Genomic DNA, 18,926 nt, shown 5'->3' on the forward strand with positions numbered 1-18,926 from the left:
CCACTAGATTAAGCGCACACCCGGATTGGCTGCACCAGCCAAGAATCTGGCCTGATAAACCTATTTCTCGATTTTCTTAAAGATCAGAGGGGAACATAGAACTATGGTTACCAATCTATCTTCATTCAAGCCAAAGCTCCTGACGGTAGCGATTTCCAGTGTCATTCTAACTGCATGTGGTGGAGGTGGTGGTAGCTCCTCGGGATCTTCCGGCTCAAATACAGTTGCTTCAACTTATGCATTGCCGGAGCAGCTGGAAATCGTATCCACGGAAGATGATAGTGGCGATTCTTCTGCACAGCTGGCACGTTCAATGAATTCTACGGCAAGATCTATGACGATCTCCCGGGCTTTCAATGATGCCGGTACCGATTATGAGAATGCCGAACAGAGAACTCATACCTGGATGGAAGCCCTTGAGCCTGTTGAGTTGGTGAATACGATTCTGTGTTTTACCGGGCAGATGAATGCAGATGATATGGTGGGAGAAGGCGCTTATACCGCTCTAATCGACATGGATGAGTGTGAATCCGGTAATGCTGACAACTCTACTCAATCCAGTGGCCAATCCTCTGCAGGCGGAAATACCACCAACTATGTTGAAGCCTATATTGTATCTACCCGCGATTCTTCGACAGGCAATGTGATTGTTCATGCCTGGGTACCTGAAATGGATGTGGGGGAAGGTGAGCCAACGCTCCTGAAAATGCGTGGCGTGATTGAGTCAGGAGCTACGGATGAGGATCCATTCGGATCATTCGTGCTGAACTGGGAAATGAAAGATCCCGCGAACCCTGATGGTGAAGCCTTCGGCTGGGGAGAGTTGGCAACGGTTGAAACTCTGGACGGCTATATCGGGTTCACACTCTATGACTACGGTGAGTATGAAGAAGACGCTTTTTCCGGTTCTTACCTGGCCAGAGCCAGTGTGGTAATGCGGGATGATCGAAGTGATGGTGTTGCATTGACTGCTCTGGAGGATTCCAGCGGCTGGGGTGACAGAAACATGGCATTTGCAGTGTCATTCAACAGTAATAATGTGCTGTTGCAGGAAGGAGGCTCTTTGAGTGAACTGCCTTTCCGCAACGGTGGCAGTAACAGCGATGGTATGTGTCTGGCGAAAGACGACTTTAAAGAAGCTGTGTGGCGCTATGGCATGTTTGATAAAGACACCGGAGAGGAAGTTCGGCTGAATGGTGGGTTCCCGATTCGCTATGACAGCGATAATGACGGTAATGTGGATTCTTTCGGCTATGCCAGTTATTGGGGAATCTGGACCGATGATGAAGGTGCTCTGGATACAGGGGACACAGTCGTTCGCGAATCTAATGGTCAGGGTGGAAGCGCTGAGAATTATACCGTCGTAAAAACCGAAGGAAGGCTGATCAAGAAAGAGATTGAATCTTTACCCTTAAGTGATGCAGCAGGGATTGATTTTTATTACTGGGATGATGCCTTGTTTGAATCTCAGTATGATCAATGGGTGGTACGTTATGTCGATGGGCAATTCAAAAAAGTGGCAGGCCTGAACTGGGGTGAACAGGGTCCTCAACGCACGACTCTGGATACGCCAATAGCGATCACACTGGAAGCTGGTCATCCGCTGTTTATGCACTCCGATCAGCTGGGGGGGGGCGTTCAATACAAACAGGGGGCCACCGCACTGTCCTTCTACAAAGAAACCATCATGAATGGATCTGAAGCAGAGTTCAGTGGTGGTGCATTGGATCTTGTCTGTGTCGATCGTTGTATCAAAACAGGGCTGACGGCGTCTGATCTGTCGACCTTTGACGGTGGGTACCTTGATACTGCCGCGACCATGGGCGATGCCTATGATTACAGCATCAGCAATTCAGGTATTAATACCATGTCATTGACTTCCGGCGGCAATGTCGTCGGCTTCCCGGATAATGTTCCCGAGAGTTCGCCCAATGCCTGGGGAGTTCAGAGCGGACCAATGGTGACCGCGGCGGTTGCTGGTACCCTGTCTGATCCATATGAAGTGTACGACGCAGAGCAGGTCAGCACTTTCTATGTCTGGGAAACCGGTCCCAATGACTGGAATAAAACGACCATGCTGTTGGATTCCCTGAATGAGGTGGTGACGTTCGACAAGCCAATCGAATTTTCCTATACCCATAGCGAAGCAAATCATCGGGATGGATCGGCTAACAGCTATGCAGAGGTCGGAGCACAAACCTTTATGCTCCACTACAGTGGCCCTGGTGATCTTCATGGTATTCCCCATGTACAGATCGGTGGAGAGGAGTCGGATCGCTGGTATCCGCTGTTCAATCTGAATGATGGCGCCATCATTGGGCCAGCAGGCGAATATGTGGTCAAGGCGCTTGATATTGAGCGTAAAATGAATGAAGACGAAGCTGGGTGTGGAGCTCTGGTTGTCAATGAACCTGCTGCGCCGGTGCCTTCAGAGGTTAGTGTCAATCTGGATGAATTGGGCGATGTTCCTGAGGTAGATGGATCTCCAAGCTTTGTGGGTGGAGAAGCGGCGGATTCCTAATACTGAATCTCACTGGCCCATCATCAGAAAAAGGCGAGAGTATCTCTCGCCTTTTTTGTTGTCTATTCCCTTTGTTCAGGTTCTTGAGGAGAAATCCGGAATAGAGTTCTCTTTTCGGTCAGTATTGGTCTATAACCTTATATGAGCCTACTGAAGTTTCTGGCTTTACCTGTGACAGCCATGGATTTTCAAAAGGGGGCATGGGGTGCCTGTAAAACTGATCGATCGTTTTAATGGTCGTAAGAGCCATAGAAATCTCCAACTGCTGATGTTTCTTCTGATCAATGCTGCCGGGTCCTGTGCGCAAGCTCGCTATGAAGGATATCTGGATGCCTATCTGAATGTAGGTTACGGAAGTGGTCAGTTGGACTGGAATATCGCTGATACCGATGGTAGTCCTGATGTCCTCTCAGAGCTTGTCTACAATATTGATGATGTCGTGATTCTGGAACTTGGTGGAAGATTGTTCGTCGAAAGTGGCCCCCTTGATCAGGCGTTTGGTGAAATGCGTGGTTGGGTAGGCTTGATAGAGGACGGCACGTCAGAGGATCGCGACTGGAATTCTGATAACCGTACGGATCTTTACAGCTTCTCCCGCGCAGAACTCTATGGCCATAACCTGAAGAAGTTCTCCCTGGCAGTGGGGTATCGCTTTTCTGTGACGGAATGGATGACACTCTCTCCCATGCTGGGCTACACCTATTCCTCTCAGAGCATGCGGGTAAGAAATGGTGTTCAGATTATTTCTGAGGCGCCATCGACGGTAGCACCAGGTTCATTCAGTGGTCTGGATAGTGCCTATGATGCATCCTGGAGTGGTGGCTGGTTAGGTGGGGAGGTTGTATTCAACTTCGCTGAGCATCACGAACTGGTTGTTCGTTTGGAATATCATGAGGCCGATTATGAGGCCGAGGCAAACTGGAACCTCCGGTCGGATCTGGCTCATCCTGTCAGCTTCAGGCACAACATTGAAGATCAGAAAGGATACTTGGCCGGAGTGAACTATCGTTATCCTCTGTATAAACAGTTTTCGATCATTGTCGCTGTCGAATATGAAAAGTTCAAAGGTAAAGACGGAATCGATACCATTTTCGGGTCTGATGGTAGCACAAGCGCTACTCGCCTGAATGAAGTGAATTGGGAGTTGACCAGGTTCAGTGTCGGTGCAAATTATCGGTTCTAGAAAGCCAATCCTCTTACAGCCCTCATAGGCGTATAAAGATAGTTTAATTAACGTTGTTTATTTTGTTAACCAGTCATCAGTTATTTTGAGAGGCGTTTTGGTAAAGTCTGGTCGCAGTCCACGAACAATTACAAAAAAAGGAAACGACAATGAAACTTCTCACTGTGCACTTCAGGCACTTGCTGCCTTCCCTCGGCCTAAAATCAGTTGCCAAATCTTCTGTCGCTCTTCTATTAGCCGCCGCTATGACCGGTTGTGGTGGGGTCGGAAGTCTCGCCAGTAATCCCCGGGTATCCGACGCGGATAATGATCAGGTGGTGACAATCGGCGATTCCATTTTTGCCCTTTCCGGCGACTTACAGGATTTTCTTGAAGACTATGCGGGTGAAACATTCCGCCGCTACACGCTGTCTGGTGCTGAGCTCACTGGTGGTGTGATTGCAACCTCTATCGCGGATCAATATGAAATTGCCCGCTCCGACAATAGTGACATTGAAACGATCGTCATGGATGGTGGCGGAAACGATATCCTGATTCCTGCCATTATGCTTGATCCTTATGACTGTAAGACTCAATGGTATGAATTCGGTAAGTTGAGCAGTACCTGTAAGAACTATATTAACGATATTTACATTGATGGCGTTAACTTGCTGAATGATATGCATGCAGACGGCGTTAGTAATGTTATTTATCTGGGCTACTACCACACCAAAAATGGTCTTTTCCTGCTGGACAGCATGGAAGAAGCAGTAGATTACGGTGATGCCAAACTGGCTCAGGCATGCAGTTATTCTGCGGTCAATTGCGAGTTTGTTGATCCGCGTTCCAGCATCAATGATGGGGATATCATTTTTGATGGTATTCACCCCAACACTGGCGGCTCGAAAAAACTGGCTGATCTGGTCTGGCCTAAGCTGCAACCTTTACTTTAATTCAATTAATCAGGCGACGCTGAAGTCGCCTGACATCCCTATTCTATTAACTTATTTCGAGTGGTTATGAAACGTGCTTTCGTTGTAGTAACGGCCGTGTTGACATGTGCCATGGCGGGAGCGGTTTACTGGGTAAACAGTGCAACAGGTGTTCATCAAAATGGAGGGTTGGTATCTTCCGATGACAGAACACTGAGTCGTGATGCAATTCCCGGGACCGGTCATGCAGTTGAAACATACTCCCCGACCGATGACAGTGCCAGCGGTGATATTTCTGTTGAACGCTTTATCCAGCAGATGGCATTGGATCTCGTGGAAAAATATGGTGATTCCATTCAGAGCAGATCCACCCAAGCCAGAATGTTGGAGATTCGAGACTACGTGTTTGGCCTTTACCCAGTGGATGGAGATGTCATCTTTGAGCGGATTCTTGACACCGCTTTCCCGGAATACAGTGCCCAAATACTGACAACGGTAAAATTGATGGCCGGGTATGAGTTGTGGTTGGAAGAAAACCAGGTGGTGCTCAATGAAATGGCATTTCTCGAAAGAGAAGGGGCTATATGGCACAAGCGTCGGCAATTGTTCGGTGAGGATGCTGAGCTGATTTGGGCTGAGGAAAAACAGGCCTGGGCGCAAAAGCAGCAAAAGGTACAGAAGGCCATTATGGCGCTGGATCAGGCGCAGACCAATTCACTGAATGAAACCCTGTTTCAGTTGCAGACAACCTTAAATGAGACCTACGGAGATGGTGTTGAGAGGTTAGTGCTGGATAACGGTGTCATTGCACAGGTTTACTTTGGATTCGAATCAGTGCAAAGCAGGCTCCGGAATCTTTCTCCAGAAGAGAGGCAGGTCCAGATTAATCAACTGAGAAAACAGCTTGGTTATTCAGACGAACAAATTCAGCGGCTTGAAGCAAGAGACCAAAAGCGTAATCAGCGGTGGGATAATGGTCTGGCCTACATGGCCGACAGAAATGCGCTGGCGACGAGGCTCAGCGGCCCCGAGCTCGAGCGGGAACTTGAGCAGTTGAGAGAGCGCTATTTCAAGCATGAAGCCAAAACAATTGCCCTGGAAGAGCGAGACGGGTTCTTCCGGTACGAGCGGCCAAGGTTGTATGGTCGTAACTGAACCTTTCCACCGCCGTTTATAGAGGAATGGCTGTTGTGAAAGATTAAGGCTGTTAGCTTTAAAAGCCGATAAGGCGAATGAGCTGCGCCGGGATACTAATAATTTGCCGGCGCTTGCAACATTCCCCTGACGATCCGATCTTTGCTCCTGGTGCCCGGATGATCGATCTGATGCAGCAGCATTTCGACAGCCATTTCCCCCAGTTGGGAAGCATCATGGTAGATGCAGGGAAAGCGAAGGTTGAATATGTCGGCGTTGGGTAGCTCATCGATGCCGAATACAGGAATATCATCCATGCTCAGATCAAGTTCTCGCATGGCTTTCATGATGCCAAGAGTGATCATGACGTTGAAAGCGAAGATGGCATCAGGTCGGTTACCCTCATCCAGGTAACGCTTTACTTCCTCGTATGCTGGTCCCTGAGTGTAGTCGCCATAGCGCACTTCTATATTGGTGGGCTCTGGAGAGTCTTCGAGGGCTTGGTGCAGGCCCTGATAGCGCAAGATCGAAATCTGGGATTTTTTGGGGCCAGCCACGGCGAGTACATGCCGGTGACCCTGAGACAACAGATACTGCCCACCCCGATACCCGCTGAGATAATTGTCCAGATAAACGCCGCTGAAAGGAGCAGAGTTTAACTGGCGGTCCACCTGAACGACAGGAATGTTGGATCGCTGCAACTGGTCCAGATAACCTGGCTTATAATCTTCATCGTCGGAAATCGCCGACAGAATAATGCCGTCCACCTGATAGCTCAATAATGTTTCAATGGCCTTGGCTTCTATAGACTCAGTGGCATCCGTATCGAAAAGCATAATGGTGTAGTGACGCTTTTTGGCTTCCCGTGAAATGGCTTTAATCATTTGGCCGTAAAAAGGGTGATACAAGCTGGAAGTGACAATGCCGATTAATCCACTATTGCTGTTTTTCAGGTTTCGTGCGAAGGCGTTGGGAACATAGTTAAGTTCGCGTGCCACAGCCTGGATGCGTTCCAGGGTTTCCTGTTTAACCAGTTCCGGTTTATTGAGTGCCCTGGACACCGTGGTGGTTGTCATGTTGACCCGGCGTGCGATGTCGGCAATAGTCGCTTTGGTGTTTTTTGTTGTCATAGTCTTTACTGGTGCTGTTTCGCTGGCAGAGCCGGGCGGTGGCAAAATTAAGTTATAAAAGTTAACGTTAACATAGCAGAATATTTTTGCACAGGGAATATACTGTCCTGAGCGTTTTTCGTTCCTTTCCTGCCGCAACTGATCGGTAATGAGATGAAAGGTGTGATAAACGAAAAGGAATAGTAAGTGGCTCATCTTTTTATTTTCAGGCGTTAACGACGCTATTCTTAACTCCCTGATTATTATCCAATAAAATTATTTAAGTGATTGCATTTTATCAGTATTTCCTTGTTGTTGAAGAATGGGAAATCCACAGTCTGAAACAAATTTCGGGTTGCAATCATAAAATCGAAGTGCTAAAACGAGAACATGCTGCATTTGATGGCATAAGTAGATGTCAAAATGTAAACGATTGCATTTACATTCTATGAGGAAATAATCTCAAGGAGTCAGTAGTTCTGAGAGATTGCTTGTAAGCCCGATTAATTTGGGCTTTTTAAGAAAAAGAAATGTAAACGTCAACATTTTGGTGTCAGGTGATTAATCCTCTAAAAATAACAAAGGATAACGCTATGTTTCCCTTAAAGAACAAAGTCCTTTCCGTCGTTACCGGCGTCGCTCTCACTCTGGGTTTTACAGCTCCTGCCCAGGCAGAAAAATTGAAAATTGGTATGTCATTTCAGGAACTTAACAACGCTTACTTCGTCACAATGAAGGAAGCGCTGGAAAGTGCCGCCAAATCGATGGATGCGGAAGTGATCATTACTGATGCCCGCCATGACGTCTCCAAGCAAATCAGTGATGTTGAAGACATGCTGCAGCGCGGCGTGGATATTCTGTTGCTGAATCCGACTGATTCTGTCGGTATTCAATCGGCTGTGATGACCGCTCATGAAGCTGGAGTGATTACCGTAGCGGTTGATGCCCAGGCAGAAGGTCCTCTGGACTCTTTTGTTGGGTCCAAAAACTATGACGCGGGTTATATGGCCGGTAAGTATCTGGCTGAACAACTGGGTGGCAAAGGGGAAGTTGCCATTCTTGATGGTATTCCTGTTGTCCCCATTCTGGAGCGTGTGCGCGGTTTCAATGATGCCATGAAGGAATTTCCAAACATCAAGATTGTCGGGAAGCAGAACGGCAAGCAGGAGCGTGACATGGCCATGAATGTCACAGAAAACATGTTACAGGCCAACCCTGGCCTGGACGGACTGTTCAGTGTCAACGACACCGGTGCACTGGGTGCCTTGACCGCTATCGAAGCCAGTGGCCAGGATGTGAAACTGGTGAGCGTGGATGGTCATCCCGAAGCCATTAAGGCCATGATGAAGCCTGGTTCGAAATTCATTGCGACCTCTGCTCAGTATCCTCGTGATCAGGTCCGCCTTGGATTGGCCATAGCGTTGGCCAAAAAGTGGGGCGCCAACGTCCCGGAAGTGGTACCGGTGGATGTCACCTTGATCGACAAAGACAAAGCTGCCGGATTCAGTTGGTAGTTTTGGTAGGAAAACCATTTTCCCTACCCGATGTCATGGTACTCGGCTACTCTTAAATTAAGGAGTGGCTGAGTACACGGAGTGATTCCAAAGGTGAACTTATGTCCACACTTCTTACACTTGAACATATATCCAAATCTTTTCCCGGTGTTAATGCACTGACGGATATCAGCCTGCAGTTGCAGGAAGGTGAAGTGCATGCGCTGTTAGGCGAAAACGGTGCCGGGAAATCCACACTGATGAAAATTCTGTGTGGCATCCATCGTCCTGATCAGGGCGATATTGTCATAAGGGGCAAATCCTGTGAGTTCCATAACTACCACGACGCCATTGCGGCCGGGGTAGGGATTATTTTCCAGGAATTCAGTCTGATTCCCTACCTGAATGCGGTTGAGAATATCTTTCTTGGTCGTGAGATCAGGCACTGGGGATTGCTGGATCGTTCGACTATGCGCAGCAAGGCGGCTGAACTGTTCAAGCGCCTTAATGTGGATATCGATCTCGATGTGCCGGTCGATCATCTCAGCGTCGCCGAGCAACAGTTCGTCGAAATTGCCAAAGCATTGGCCCTGAACGCGAATATCCTGGTTCTGGACGAGCCAACAGCCACATTGACCCCCTCCGAGGCTGACCATTTGTTCCGCATCATGAGGGAACTCAAATCCCAGGGTGTCGGCATGATCTTCATTTCACACCATATGGAAGAAATCTACGAAATCTGTGACCAGGTCACTGTGTTGAGAGATGGTTGCAAAGTGGGTGAGTGCGCTGTGAAAGATGTGGAAGTCGATGCGCTGGTCGAAATGATGGTTGGACGTAAGATCGAAAACAGCTTTCCGACGAAAGAAATCCGCCCGGCTGAGACCAAAGTGGTGATCGACGCTCGTTGTATCCAACTTCACAAGGAAGCGCCGGCAAATAGCTTTCAGTTGTATGAAGGTGAAATCCTGGGATTTGCCGGTCTGGTTGGATCCGGCAGGACTGAATTGGTATTGGGGTTGCTGGGGGCAACGCCGGTTTATCAGAAGGTAGTGTCCGTCAATGATGAGGCTGTTGCTCTCAAATCACCCGCCGATGCGCTTGGTCTTGGAATTGGCCTATTGCCGGAGAGCCGGAAAAAAGAAGGCCTGATACTGCCGTTTTCCATTCGTGAAAACATTACGCTCAATAACCTGAGAAAACATTCAGGCAAGGGGGGGCTGATCGACCGCAAGCATGAAAGCGAGTCGGTTAACGAGTTGATGGCCAAAGTCCGGGTGAAGGCTCCTGATGGTGAAACGCCGGTTCTAAACCTCAGTGGTGGTAATCAGCAGAAAGTAGTGATCGCCCGATGGCTCAACCATGAATGTCGGGTATTGATATTCGACGAGCCCACCCGTGGCATTGATGTTGGTGCCAAAGCAGAAATATATCGGCTGATGAAGCAACTCACTTCGCTGGGAGTGTCCATCATTATGATTTCCTCCGAGCTACCGGAGGTCGTGGGCGTTAGCGACAGAGTGGCTGTGTTCCGGCAGGGACGTATTGTTGCAACACTGGAAGGCGATGCCGTGAACTCAAACGAAATTATGCGTTATGCAACCGGAGGTACGAGTGATGAACAATATCACTGAATCCCAGATTCCGCACAGGAGCAATACTTCATTCGCGCTCCGGCTGAGTAAATGGCGTAAATCGCCAGTTTTTTACCCTTTGATTGGCTTTGTGGTGATATTTATCGCCATGGCTTTTATCAATGATAACTTCCTGACCACGACAAATCTGAGCAATGTGGCACGCCAGGTATCGATTAATGCCATCATTGCGGTGGGAATGACCTGCGCTATTCTGACCGGGGGGATTGATCTGTCTGTCGGTCCGGTCATGGCGTTGTCAGGCACGGCGGCTGCCGGATTGATGGTTGCTGGTTTCCCGCCGGAAGTGGCGATCCTGGGGGGCTTGATGGTCGGCGCGCTGTTTGGTGCAGGCAATGGAGTATTTGTCGCTTACGCCAAAATGCCGCCAATTATCGTTACCTTGGCAACCATGGGAATTGCCCGTGGATTGGCACTGATCTATACAGGAGGCTATCCCATTTCAGGGTTACCTGAGGGCTTTTCAGTGCTGGGGCGCGGTGAGTTTATGGGAATACAGTTGCCTATTCTCGTCATGCTGGTTGTGTATCTTCTGGCGTTTGTGGTGCTCAACCATACTGCCATCGGCCGCTATATTTACGCGATAGGCGGCAATGAAGAAGCTGCCAAGCTCAGTGGTATCCGCGTTTCCCGCTATAAATTATTGGTATACACGATCAGTGGTGTGACTGCCGCCCTTGCCGGCATTGTATTGACTTCCCGTCTGATGAGTGGCCAGCCCAATGCGGGCATTGGTTTCGAGCTGGATGCCATCGCCGCAGTCGTTCTGGGAGGCACAGCCATTGCCGGTGGTCGCGGGGCCATTATCGGAACCCTTATTGGCGCCATGATGCTGGGCGTATTGAACAATGGGCTCAATCTGATGGGAGTCTCCCCATACGTTCAAAATGTCATCAAAGGCGGGATTATACTGCTGGCGATATATATCAGTCGCAGCCGCGATAAATAAAACTTCCTGAAACTTTCATAACAGCTTTCCTGAGGGGAAGCTGGCAGCCTCGCTCGTTCTGCCGTCAGGAGAAGCAGGTTTGAAAGCCTGGCGGGAGGTGGGCGGAATGAAAGCAATATGAATTCAAATAAGTGTGAATCGACAGAATTTCGGATTAAAAAAGTACAGCAACATCATGGAGACGAAATGATGAGCAAATTACCTGAAACCATGACTGCGGTGGTCTGCCATGCGCCGAATGATTACCGGCTGGAGCAGTGCCAGCGTCCTGTGGCTAAACAAAATGAAGTGATCATCAAAATTGAAGCCTGCGGTATCTGCGGAAGTGACTGCAAAGCCAGTTCCGGTGCCGATATGTTCTGGTGTGGTGATGATCCTTGGTTGAAAGCACCGGTAATTCCTGGTCATGAGTTTTATGGCGTGGTGGCAGAACTGGGAGAAGGTGCTGCGGAGCACTTTGGTGTCACTGTTGGTGATAAAGTCATTGCAGAACAAATCGTTCCCTGTGGTAAATGCCGCTTCTGTGATACCGGGAAATACTGGATGTGTGAAGTGCACAATATCTTCGGCTTCCAGAAAGATGTGGCGGAAGGGGGAATGGCTGAATATATGCGGGTACCGGCAAATGCGCGGTTGCATAAGATACCTGACTCCGTATCTCTGGAAGACTCAGCCCTGATTGAACCCATGGCCTGTGCCATCCACACGGTCAATCGCGCGGACATTCAATTGGATGATGTGGTGGTTCTGGCAGGGCTTGGTCCCTTGGGGCTTTGCATGGTTCAGGTGGCTAAGTTGAAGACGCCGCGCAAAATAGTCGTTATCGACATGGTAGATGAGCGGTTGGAACTGGCCAAGGCTTTTGGCGCCGATGTCGTACTGAACCCCAGCCGCGACGATATCGATAAAGAAGTAAAAGGCATGACCGACGGATATGGTTGCGATGTCTACATCGAAGCGACTGGGCATCCGTCAGCGGTTACTCAGGGTCTGCAGATCATTCGCAAGCTGGGGCGTTTTATTGAGTTCAGTGTCTTTGGAGCAGAAACGACCACCGATTGGTCGGTGATCGGCGACCGTAAAGAGTTGGATATTCGTGGAGCTCACCTGGGGCCTTATACCTACCCGGTTGCCATTGATTTGCTTGAGCGTGGCCTGGTGACTTCCAGAGGAATAGTGACTCACGACTTCAGTCTGAATGACTGGGAAGAAGCCTTTAAGTTGGCCTCTTCGACCGATTCCATCAAGGTGTTGTTGAAACCCTGAGGAGTAATGACATGGCTTACATAATTGGTGTGGATATCGGTACTCAGAGTACCAAGGCCCTGTTGATGTCAGCATCAGGGGAACTCATTGCCCAGGCTTCAGCAGCCTATCAGGTGGAGCAACCCAAACCCCTATGGGCTCAGCAGTGGCCTGATGTCTGGCTGGATGCTGTTCACAAGACTCTCGGCCAGGTTGTTGCTCGTGGCAACGTGGTACCTGGCGATATCAAGGCGGTTTGTGTCAGCAGTCTTTATGGTGGATCAGGAATCCCAGTGGATGCTGGCATTAATGCCCTGCACCCCTGCCTGATCTGGATGGATCGTCGGGCCAATGATGAAGTGGACTGGGTGCGTGAGCACGTGGACCTGGACAAACTCTATGCCGTGACCGGTAATGGGGTGGACAGCTACTATGGGTTCACCAAAATGCTGTGGTTGAAACGCCATCAACCTGACGTATGGCGGCAGACCAAATACCTGATTCCACCCAACAGCTATGTCAATTATCACCTGACTGGCGAGCTGGCCGTTGACCACAGTTCCGCCGGTAATATTGGCGGGGTATACGACATTCAGGACCGTTGCTGGTCGCATGACATGCTGGAGACGCTGGGAATAGACCCGACGATGATGCCTGAGCGTCTGCTGGCGTCCGGCGATGTTGTGGGTGAATTGACGGCAGAAGCGGCGCGACTGACGGGCCTGGAAGCGGGGACTCCTATCGTGGCTGGCGGGGTGGATGCGGCCATGGCGACACTGGCCGCAGGTGTCATTGAGCCGGGTAACCATGTGGCGATGATTGGCACCAGCATGTGCTGGGGGTATATCAACAAATCCACCGATGCCCGCAATGGCCTGATCAGCATGCCCTATGTCCACAATGGTAACGAGGATATCTATATCTTCGGTGGCGCAATAACGGCAGGCGCTTCGATCAGTTGGTTCCGTGACCAGTTTTGTGCTGAGGACAAGCATGCAGCCCAGTTGCTCGAGAATGTGGACGTACATGAGTTGATGGAGTTGCAGGCGGCCAAAACGCCTGCAGGAGCAGAAGGACTGATATTTCTACCTTACCTGATGGGGGAGCGAAGCCCGGTCTGGGATGCCAAGGCGTCTGGTGCTTTTGTCGGTCTGACTCTTTCACACAGCAAATCACATCTGTATCGGGCGGTGTTGGAAGGATTATCGTTTGCTCTGCGTCACAATATGGAATGTGGTGCCAAAGGAGCAGTTTGTCTGGATCAGGAATTGATTGTGGTTGGTGGGGCCTCTCATTCAGATCTGTGGATGCAGATTATTGCCGATATCACCGGGTACCCTGTGTTGACCATTGAGCAAGAAGTTGAAGCCCCCTTAGGTGGCGCGTTATTGGCAGCCATGGTCTGTGGAATGGTGGAAGATATTGCAGAAATCCGGCGTTGGAGCAAGTTACGTGTACGTGCAACGCCGGACCAGACCCGCAAACAGCGGTATGACAAACTCTTTGCAGAGTATTGTGGTATCTATCACTCCCTCAAGCCTCATATGCATGCATTGGCCAAGCGCTGATCTGTCGAGTTTGTAAGTAATAAAAGTTGTAAGTAAAAGAGGCTAAGAATGAATTCTTTACTTGAACAGCTCAAAGCGTTCAGTACTGTCGTGGCTGACACGGGAGATATCGAGGCAATACGCTGTTATGAGCCGGAAGATGCGACCACAAATCCCTCGTTGATTCTCAAAGCAGTGCAATCCGGTAAATATGATGATCTTCTGCAGCAGCTGGTGGACAGCATTGACCATGCTATTCCCCGGGAAAAACTGGTAGAGGAGCTCTGTGACCGGTTGATTGTCGCCATGGGGACCAGAATTCTGGATGAGATACCCGGACGCGTATCAACAGAAGTGAATGCCAGATTGTCGTTTGATTATGAGGGCAGCCTGGCCAAGGCTCGTAAGCTGGTGCAGCTGTATGAACAAGCGGGAGTTGGACGCGAGCGTATTCTTATTAAACTGGCGGCCACTTGGGAAGGCATTCAAGCGGCCAGAATTTTGGAGTGTGAAGGTATTCAGTGCAATCTCACCCTGGGAATTGATCCGGGGATGGCGGACCTTCTCCATCGACCCAACGTGAAGGGTATCTGGAGTGTTGCGATGGTCAGACCCCTATATACAGATGGCAAGCGGGACGGACATCAGGTGTTCAGCGATTATGTCGATGGGTTTCAGGATGTCGTGCGGGTTCTGGGAACGATTCATAACCGCTACATTCCACGTTCCATGGAGGCTGAACAACCTGAGACTCTGATGTACGAATGTACTAATGGTCTGGCGGATGCGGGAACCGTCAACCATCCGAATGGTGGGTCTTTTACAGGTTTTGTTCATACCAAGTGTTATTACGATGATATCAATCGCAAGAAGTACTATTTTGGCGATGCGTTTACTGTCGGTGACGGTTTTGATTATGTGAAACTGGTAATGACAACCTGGAACAACTGTGATTACTGGCATCAGATTTCATCCACGGTAAAGCAGCACCAAAACAACATTCGTGTTGAGGATCCGGGATTGCTGGCAGGAACACCCTACTGCGGCAATAAATGGCTGACAAATGCGGCACATGGCGCCAAGAAGGGATCTGTTGTGATGTGGGACCATAACTCGTCCTGCGCAGGCTCCGGCTGCTGAGATTATTTCCTTCGGCGGTTCTCTCTCCTAAATGCATTGTTCTCCAAAATAATTGTTCTTCAAAAAAATAAGAGCGGCAGGCCAAAGGCCCGCCGCCTCTTTCGTTTCTGTAATAAGCCCCAAACGCCTGCTCCAAGTTATGTGTCAGGGTTCACTTCTTAACGGCATGAAGTGCTGAAAGCAGTTTGTGGCGTTTTGAAAACACGCTATCATGACGAAGCTGCACGGATTACGCCTTGTTTTTCAACGACTTGTCGCGTTTTTGTTACGCTGGTAATTCTACAACTACATCAATATTGCAATTAAAGGGAATTATTGTGATCTATTCATTTTCGTCTCTACCGAAAGACAAAACCGATGTGGGCGGCAAAGCCTATATGCTTGCGATGATGACGCAGTTGGGAGTTCGCGTTCCCAAAGGCTTCATCCTCGATGCTCGCCCGAATCATCAGGAACTCGAAACTATCTGTCAGGCTTTTGGGGAAAGATTCTGCGTCGCTGTGAGGAGTTCAGCGACAGGGGAAGACTCCAAAGAGCACAGTTTCGCCGGTCAAAATGCTTCATTTCTATTCATTGATACTCGGGAAGCATTGGAAAGCGCGATCGACCAGTGTTTCGATTCGATCCTGCAGGAATCATCAACCTCCTACCGACAACACTTTCTCGGATCAACCAAGGCCCTGCCCATGAATGTGGTGGTTCAGGCGATGGTGGATGCCAGATATGCCGGAGTATTCTTCAGCAAAGATCCCCGCAATGAAGAAAAAGGCTGGATACTGGAGTACATCGAGGGAGTCGGGGAAGATCTGGTATCGGGTAAGAGAACACCGGTACGGGTGCACGAAGGCAATGTCAGCTCGGAGATAACGCCTGAGCAAATGGAAGAAATCATTGACGTTTCCCGGTTATTGGAAACCAAATACAACCAGGATTTCGATATTGAATGGGCCATTGATATTTATGGTGCTGTGCATCTGCTACAGGCTCGCCCGATTACCGCAAAAAATTCCATTTCTCAAATCAAGAGTGTCGCCTCTGAAGAACTGGAGCGGTTGAAGCGGACCTATAGTAAAGACACGACCTGGGATGGTCAGACTTTTGCCGAGCTTTCTATCAATCCCAGTACTTTTTCGACTGAGCTTTGGAGTGATTCCTTTAAGAAGAATGCTGCATTTGATAAGGCTCTGCGTCGTATCGGTTATCTGGGGTACCGTGATATGGAAGAGAATGAATCCATACTGGATAACGTGTTTGGCAAGAACTATGTGAACCTGACCAAACTGGCGCCTCTGTTTTTCGGACCCATGCCATACTCCATCCAGCCGTTACCACGCCCTCATCTGAAATTTCGGTTTTCAAAAATCAATCTGAAAACGATTCTGTACACACCCAAAACGGTTTACAACATGATCGCTGCAGGCCTGAATGTGAACTCGCATCGGCAAGAGTTCATTAATATGGCGAGTAAAGATCTGATAGGTTTTTCTACGATCATGGACAGACCGAATGATCTGAACTGCTATCGATCCTGGAATGATGACGAGTTGAAAAGCCGTCTGTTGAAGGAAAAGACGGTATTTACCCGTGATACTCTTGTCTGGCCCTACGTGCTTATCTCGCTGACTGAAACAACGATCCAGACACTTCACTCCCTGCTGGCCAATATTTTTGATGATCACAAGGCGTCCGACCTGATTCGTCATTGGACCGGTTATGGTGTGAAAACTGAAACCTATGAAATGGGACGTTATTTCAGGAAAGCTTGTGCCCGGCCTGAATTACGGAGCATGTTTCTGGAAAAGTATGGCCATCGCGGACCTGGTGAACTGGACCTGATTTCCAGACGCTGGTCAGAACTGGGCGACGATGCTTTCTATGATATGAGTATTGAAGAGTATGAAAAGAGTAAGACTCATCATGCCTTTGTTGATGTAGAAGCGGAAATCCGGCAGTTCAACTCGTTCAAGAAAACCCTGGTTCTGGAAGAATGGCATCTGCTGAAAGACCTGATCGAGTTGAGAGAAAAGTGGAAAATGGCGATTCTGAAACCCTTCGCCCATTTTCGTTATATATTGATGGAATTCGGTCGGAGATATGAACTCAATACCGATGATGTCTTCTGGTTGAATGCGGAAGAAATCGTTCAGTTTAATAAATCTGTTCACCTGCCTCTCATCAGGGAGCGCAAACATCGATCAAAACTATTCAACAATTTCAATTTCTCAGCGGTCACTTCCATTCAGGAAATCGAACGCGCGCTGAACAGCCAGCACGCAGAAAACGACAATCTAAAAGGAGAAGGAATCTCTCCAGGATTGGTAAAAGGGGAAATCCTGGTCATTAGCGATCCAAACAAATGGAAGAGCATCAAGTGGCCCGCAAATCCGATTATCGTCGCAGAATCCACTGATCCGGGATGGACACCGGTTTTTACCAAGGCCAAAGGAATTATTGTTTCGAAAGGAGGCGTGTTGTCTCACTGCGCTATCGTTGCCAGAGAGATGGGAATTCCTGCCGTTAGCGGAATCATTAATTGCCATAACACATTCAAAGGAGGGGAAAATGTTTGGCTTGACGGAAATGATGGAACTATCCGTATCATCTGATTATTTAATCGAGGGGTATCAGCAGGCAATTGTGCCAACGGTTCTGTTGCCACTGGCATTTCTTGGGACAGCATTGAGTCTGATCGCCACATTTGTTGCTGGATTATTTGGAATCAAGCTAAAGGCGGAAGGGGCCAGAAAGCTTCTGGAGCTGTTGCTAAAGCCGAAGATCATTCTGTTTGCTGTGGGTTTGAATTTGCTGATTTATGCCGGCTTTCTGGGGTTCAATCATATTAAAAACGGTCCGGTTCCTCGGGTTGTGCAGAAGCTCGCCAATCAGGAAACGGAGTACTACCAGAAAGCAAGGCAGGGCGTTATGGCTCTCTGGGAGCAATCATTGCAGGATGAGGGAATTTTTGCCCGCGGCACGGTGGTGGGAGATGAACTCTTCTTTGGGACGAGCGAAGGTCATCTTTATGTGGCTGATGCCAATACCGGTAATATCAAAAACCGATTGTTCCTGGGCAAGTTTCTGACGCCCAGCCCAACCCTGTATAAAGGCCATCTATACTTTGGTGAGGGTTTGCACCAATCGCACAGTATGGGCATTTATAAGTTTGATCCGGAAAGCAAACAGGTTGTTTCTCGTTTTGAAACTAACGGCCATACGGAAATCTTTCCTGTGTTCGCCAGTCATGAAGGTGTCGACTATCTATTGCAGACTGCCGGGGAAGACGGGCTTTATGCCGTTGATCCGAACACCATGTCAAAGATCTGGCAATTCAAGGGCGGGCATATGGATGGTTTTGCTCTGGTGGTCGGTGAACATGTCTATATTGGTACTGGCATCCCCAGGGAAGGGTTTAGCCTCAGAAGGCCTTTTGCATTCAAACTGAACCTGAAAGACGGCTCTGTAGTGTGGAAAAGAGAATTGCCGCTTTCAGCCTGGTACGGGCCGATGCGAGTGGAAGACAATGTGTGTTTCATCCAGGGAGAAATCCACATTGATACCAATGTCGGAGGAATTTCCTGCATGACAGAGACAGGGGAAAGAACCCACTCGCTGGTGATTAACTATCCTGTGGTAGGCAAACCCATTGTAAAAGATGAAGTGATTTACCTGAATGATTTCTTCGGCAACCTATACGCATGGGACGCGATAAATAATGAGCTTAAATGGGAGGTCGAGTCTGAGATCAAGCAGGGATCTTATTCTTCTGTCCAGTTTTATAATGGCAAAGAAATCATTTATGCCAAACGGACTGGTGGGGTTTTGATTGTGGATATGGATAGTGGTCGTGTCAGGGAAGAAGTGGATTTCGTCCAGGATGAACTCATCTATGCGGATCCCCTAGTGATAGAGGATGCTTTCTACCTCTTCGGCATGAAGGGAAGTATTTTCAAGTCCACGAAAATCTAAGGCTGAAAGCCCGCGGTGCTGTGTCTGGGGGATGTCTGACATAGCAACGCGGGGACTGTTTCTAATTGATATT

The 18,926-nt window shown here is 48.9% G+C and carries 13 protein-coding genes; 12 read left to right on the plus strand and 1 reads right to left on the minus strand.

The genetic code is table 11. From position 1 onward, the window contains the following. Positions 1-103 precede the first annotated feature (103 nt). From F566_RS0113275 to F566_RS0113290, 4 genes are all read left to right on the plus strand, one after another. On the plus strand, positions 104-2,521 hold the full coding sequence (locus tag F566_RS0113275; protein ID WP_020407484.1) for a hypothetical protein: 2,418 nt from the start codon (positions 104-106) through the stop codon (positions 2,519-2,521). A 205-nt stretch (positions 2,522-2,726) separates the two neighbouring features. Then, positions 2,727-3,704 carry an omptin family outer membrane protease gene (locus tag F566_RS0113280; protein WP_020407485.1) on the plus strand — a complete coding sequence of 326 codons (978 nt, stop codon included), beginning with the start codon at positions 2,727-2,729 and terminating at the stop codon, positions 3,702-3,704. Positions 3,705-3,853: 149 nt separating this feature from the next. After that, the gene (locus F566_RS0113285; protein WP_020407486.1) at positions 3,854-4,636 is read left to right on the plus strand and encodes an SGNH/GDSL hydrolase family protein; all 783 of its coding nucleotides are present in this window, start codon (positions 3,854-3,856) and stop codon (positions 4,634-4,636) included. Between the two features lie 66 nt (positions 4,637-4,702). Then, entirely contained in the window at positions 4,703-5,770 is a 1,068-nt protein-coding gene (locus F566_RS0113290) for a hypothetical protein (RefSeq protein WP_157496779.1), read from the plus strand. A gap of 95 nt (positions 5,771-5,865) precedes the next feature. On the opposite strand, the gene F566_RS0113295 is transcribed toward F566_RS0113290, so the two are convergent. Beyond that, entirely contained in the window at positions 5,866-6,879 is a 1,014-nt protein-coding gene (locus F566_RS0113295; protein WP_033416242.1) for a LacI family DNA-binding transcriptional regulator, read from the minus strand. A 572-nt stretch (positions 6,880-7,451) separates the two neighbouring features. On the opposite strand from F566_RS0113295, the gene F566_RS0113300 reads away from it, so the two are divergent. From F566_RS0113300 to F566_RS0113335, 8 genes are all read left to right on the plus strand, one after another. Next, positions 7,452-8,372 carry an ABC transporter substrate-binding protein gene (locus tag F566_RS0113300; RefSeq protein WP_020407489.1) on the plus strand — a complete coding sequence of 307 codons (921 nt, stop codon included), beginning with the start codon at positions 7,452-7,454 and terminating at the stop codon, positions 8,370-8,372. A gap of 101 nt (positions 8,373-8,473) precedes the next feature. Then, positions 8,474-9,985 (plus strand): sugar ABC transporter ATP-binding protein, encoded by a 1,512-nt coding sequence (locus tag F566_RS0113305; RefSeq protein ID WP_020407490.1) that lies wholly within the window; start codon positions 8,474-8,476, stop codon positions 9,983-9,985. Continuing rightward, positions 9,969-10,955, plus strand: a complete 987-nt coding sequence (locus F566_RS0113310) for an ABC transporter permease (RefSeq protein ID WP_020407491.1) — start codon at positions 9,969-9,971, stop codon at positions 10,953-10,955. The genes F566_RS0113305 and F566_RS0113310 overlap by 17 nt, the downstream gene beginning before the upstream one ends. Positions 10,956-11,141: 186 nt before the next feature. Then, entirely contained in the window at positions 11,142-12,221 is a 1,080-nt protein-coding gene (locus F566_RS0113315) for an alcohol dehydrogenase catalytic domain-containing protein (protein ID WP_245555246.1), read from the plus strand. Positions 12,222-12,232: 11 nt separating this feature from the next. Next, entirely contained in the window at positions 12,233-13,768 is a 1,536-nt protein-coding gene (locus F566_RS0113320) for an FGGY-family carbohydrate kinase (RefSeq protein WP_020407493.1), read from the plus strand. Between the two features lie 48 nt (positions 13,769-13,816). Beyond that, positions 13,817-14,887: a transaldolase family protein gene (locus F566_RS35465; RefSeq protein ID WP_020407494.1), complete on the plus strand. Its 1,071-nt coding sequence runs from the start codon at positions 13,817-13,819 to the stop codon at positions 14,885-14,887. Positions 14,888-15,204: 317 nt separating this feature from the next. Then, a complete protein-coding gene (locus F566_RS0113330) occupies positions 15,205-17,493 on the plus strand; it encodes a PEP/pyruvate-binding domain-containing protein (RefSeq protein ID WP_020407495.1) in 2,289 nt (762 codons plus the stop codon). Then, positions 17,450-18,853, plus strand: a complete 1,404-nt coding sequence (locus F566_RS0113335) for an outer membrane protein assembly factor BamB family protein (RefSeq protein ID WP_020407496.1) — start codon at positions 17,450-17,452, stop codon at positions 18,851-18,853. Before F566_RS0113330 ends, F566_RS0113335 begins: the two co-directional genes overlap by 44 nt. Positions 18,854-18,926: the final 73 nt, after the last annotated feature.

It is taken from the genome of Hahella ganghwensis DSM 17046, from assembly GCF_000376785.1.
In the GTDB taxonomy this organism is placed as follows: domain Bacteria; phylum Pseudomonadota; class Gammaproteobacteria; order Pseudomonadales; family Oleiphilaceae; genus Hahella; species Hahella ganghwensis.

What these genes read in the sequence shown, in the direction of transcription:
- F566_RS0113275 (WP_020407484.1), top strand. Translation starts at nt 104, where the DNA reads ATGGTTACCAATCTATCTTCATTCAAGCCAAAGCTCCTGACGGTAGCG.
- F566_RS0113285 (WP_020407486.1), top strand. Translation starts at nt 3,854, where the DNA reads ATGAAACTTCTCACTGTGCACTTCAGGCACTTGCTGCCTTCCCTCGGC.
- F566_RS0113290 (WP_157496779.1), top strand. Translation starts at nt 4,703, where the DNA reads ATGAAACGTGCTTTCGTTGTAGTAACGGCCGTGTTGACATGTGCCATG.
- F566_RS0113295 (WP_033416242.1), bottom strand. Translation starts at nt 6,879, where the DNA reads ATGACAACAAAAAACACCAAAGCGACTATTGCCGACATCGCACGCCGG.
- F566_RS0113300 (WP_020407489.1), top strand. Translation starts at nt 7,452, where the DNA reads ATGTTTCCCTTAAAGAACAAAGTCCTTTCCGTCGTTACCGGCGTCGCT.
- F566_RS0113305 (WP_020407490.1), top strand. Translation starts at nt 8,474, where the DNA reads ATGTCCACACTTCTTACACTTGAACATATATCCAAATCTTTTCCCGGT.
- F566_RS0113310 (WP_020407491.1), top strand. Translation starts at nt 9,969, where the DNA reads ATGAACAATATCACTGAATCCCAGATTCCGCACAGGAGCAATACTTCA.
- F566_RS0113315 (WP_245555246.1), top strand. Translation starts at nt 11,142, where the DNA reads ATGATGAGCAAATTACCTGAAACCATGACTGCGGTGGTCTGCCATGCG.
- F566_RS0113320 (WP_020407493.1), top strand. Translation starts at nt 12,233, where the DNA reads ATGGCTTACATAATTGGTGTGGATATCGGTACTCAGAGTACCAAGGCC.
- F566_RS35465 (WP_020407494.1), top strand. Translation starts at nt 13,817, where the DNA reads ATGAATTCTTTACTTGAACAGCTCAAAGCGTTCAGTACTGTCGTGGCT.
- F566_RS0113335 (WP_020407496.1), top strand. Translation starts at nt 17,450, where the DNA reads ATGTTTGGCTTGACGGAAATGATGGAACTATCCGTATCATCTGATTAT.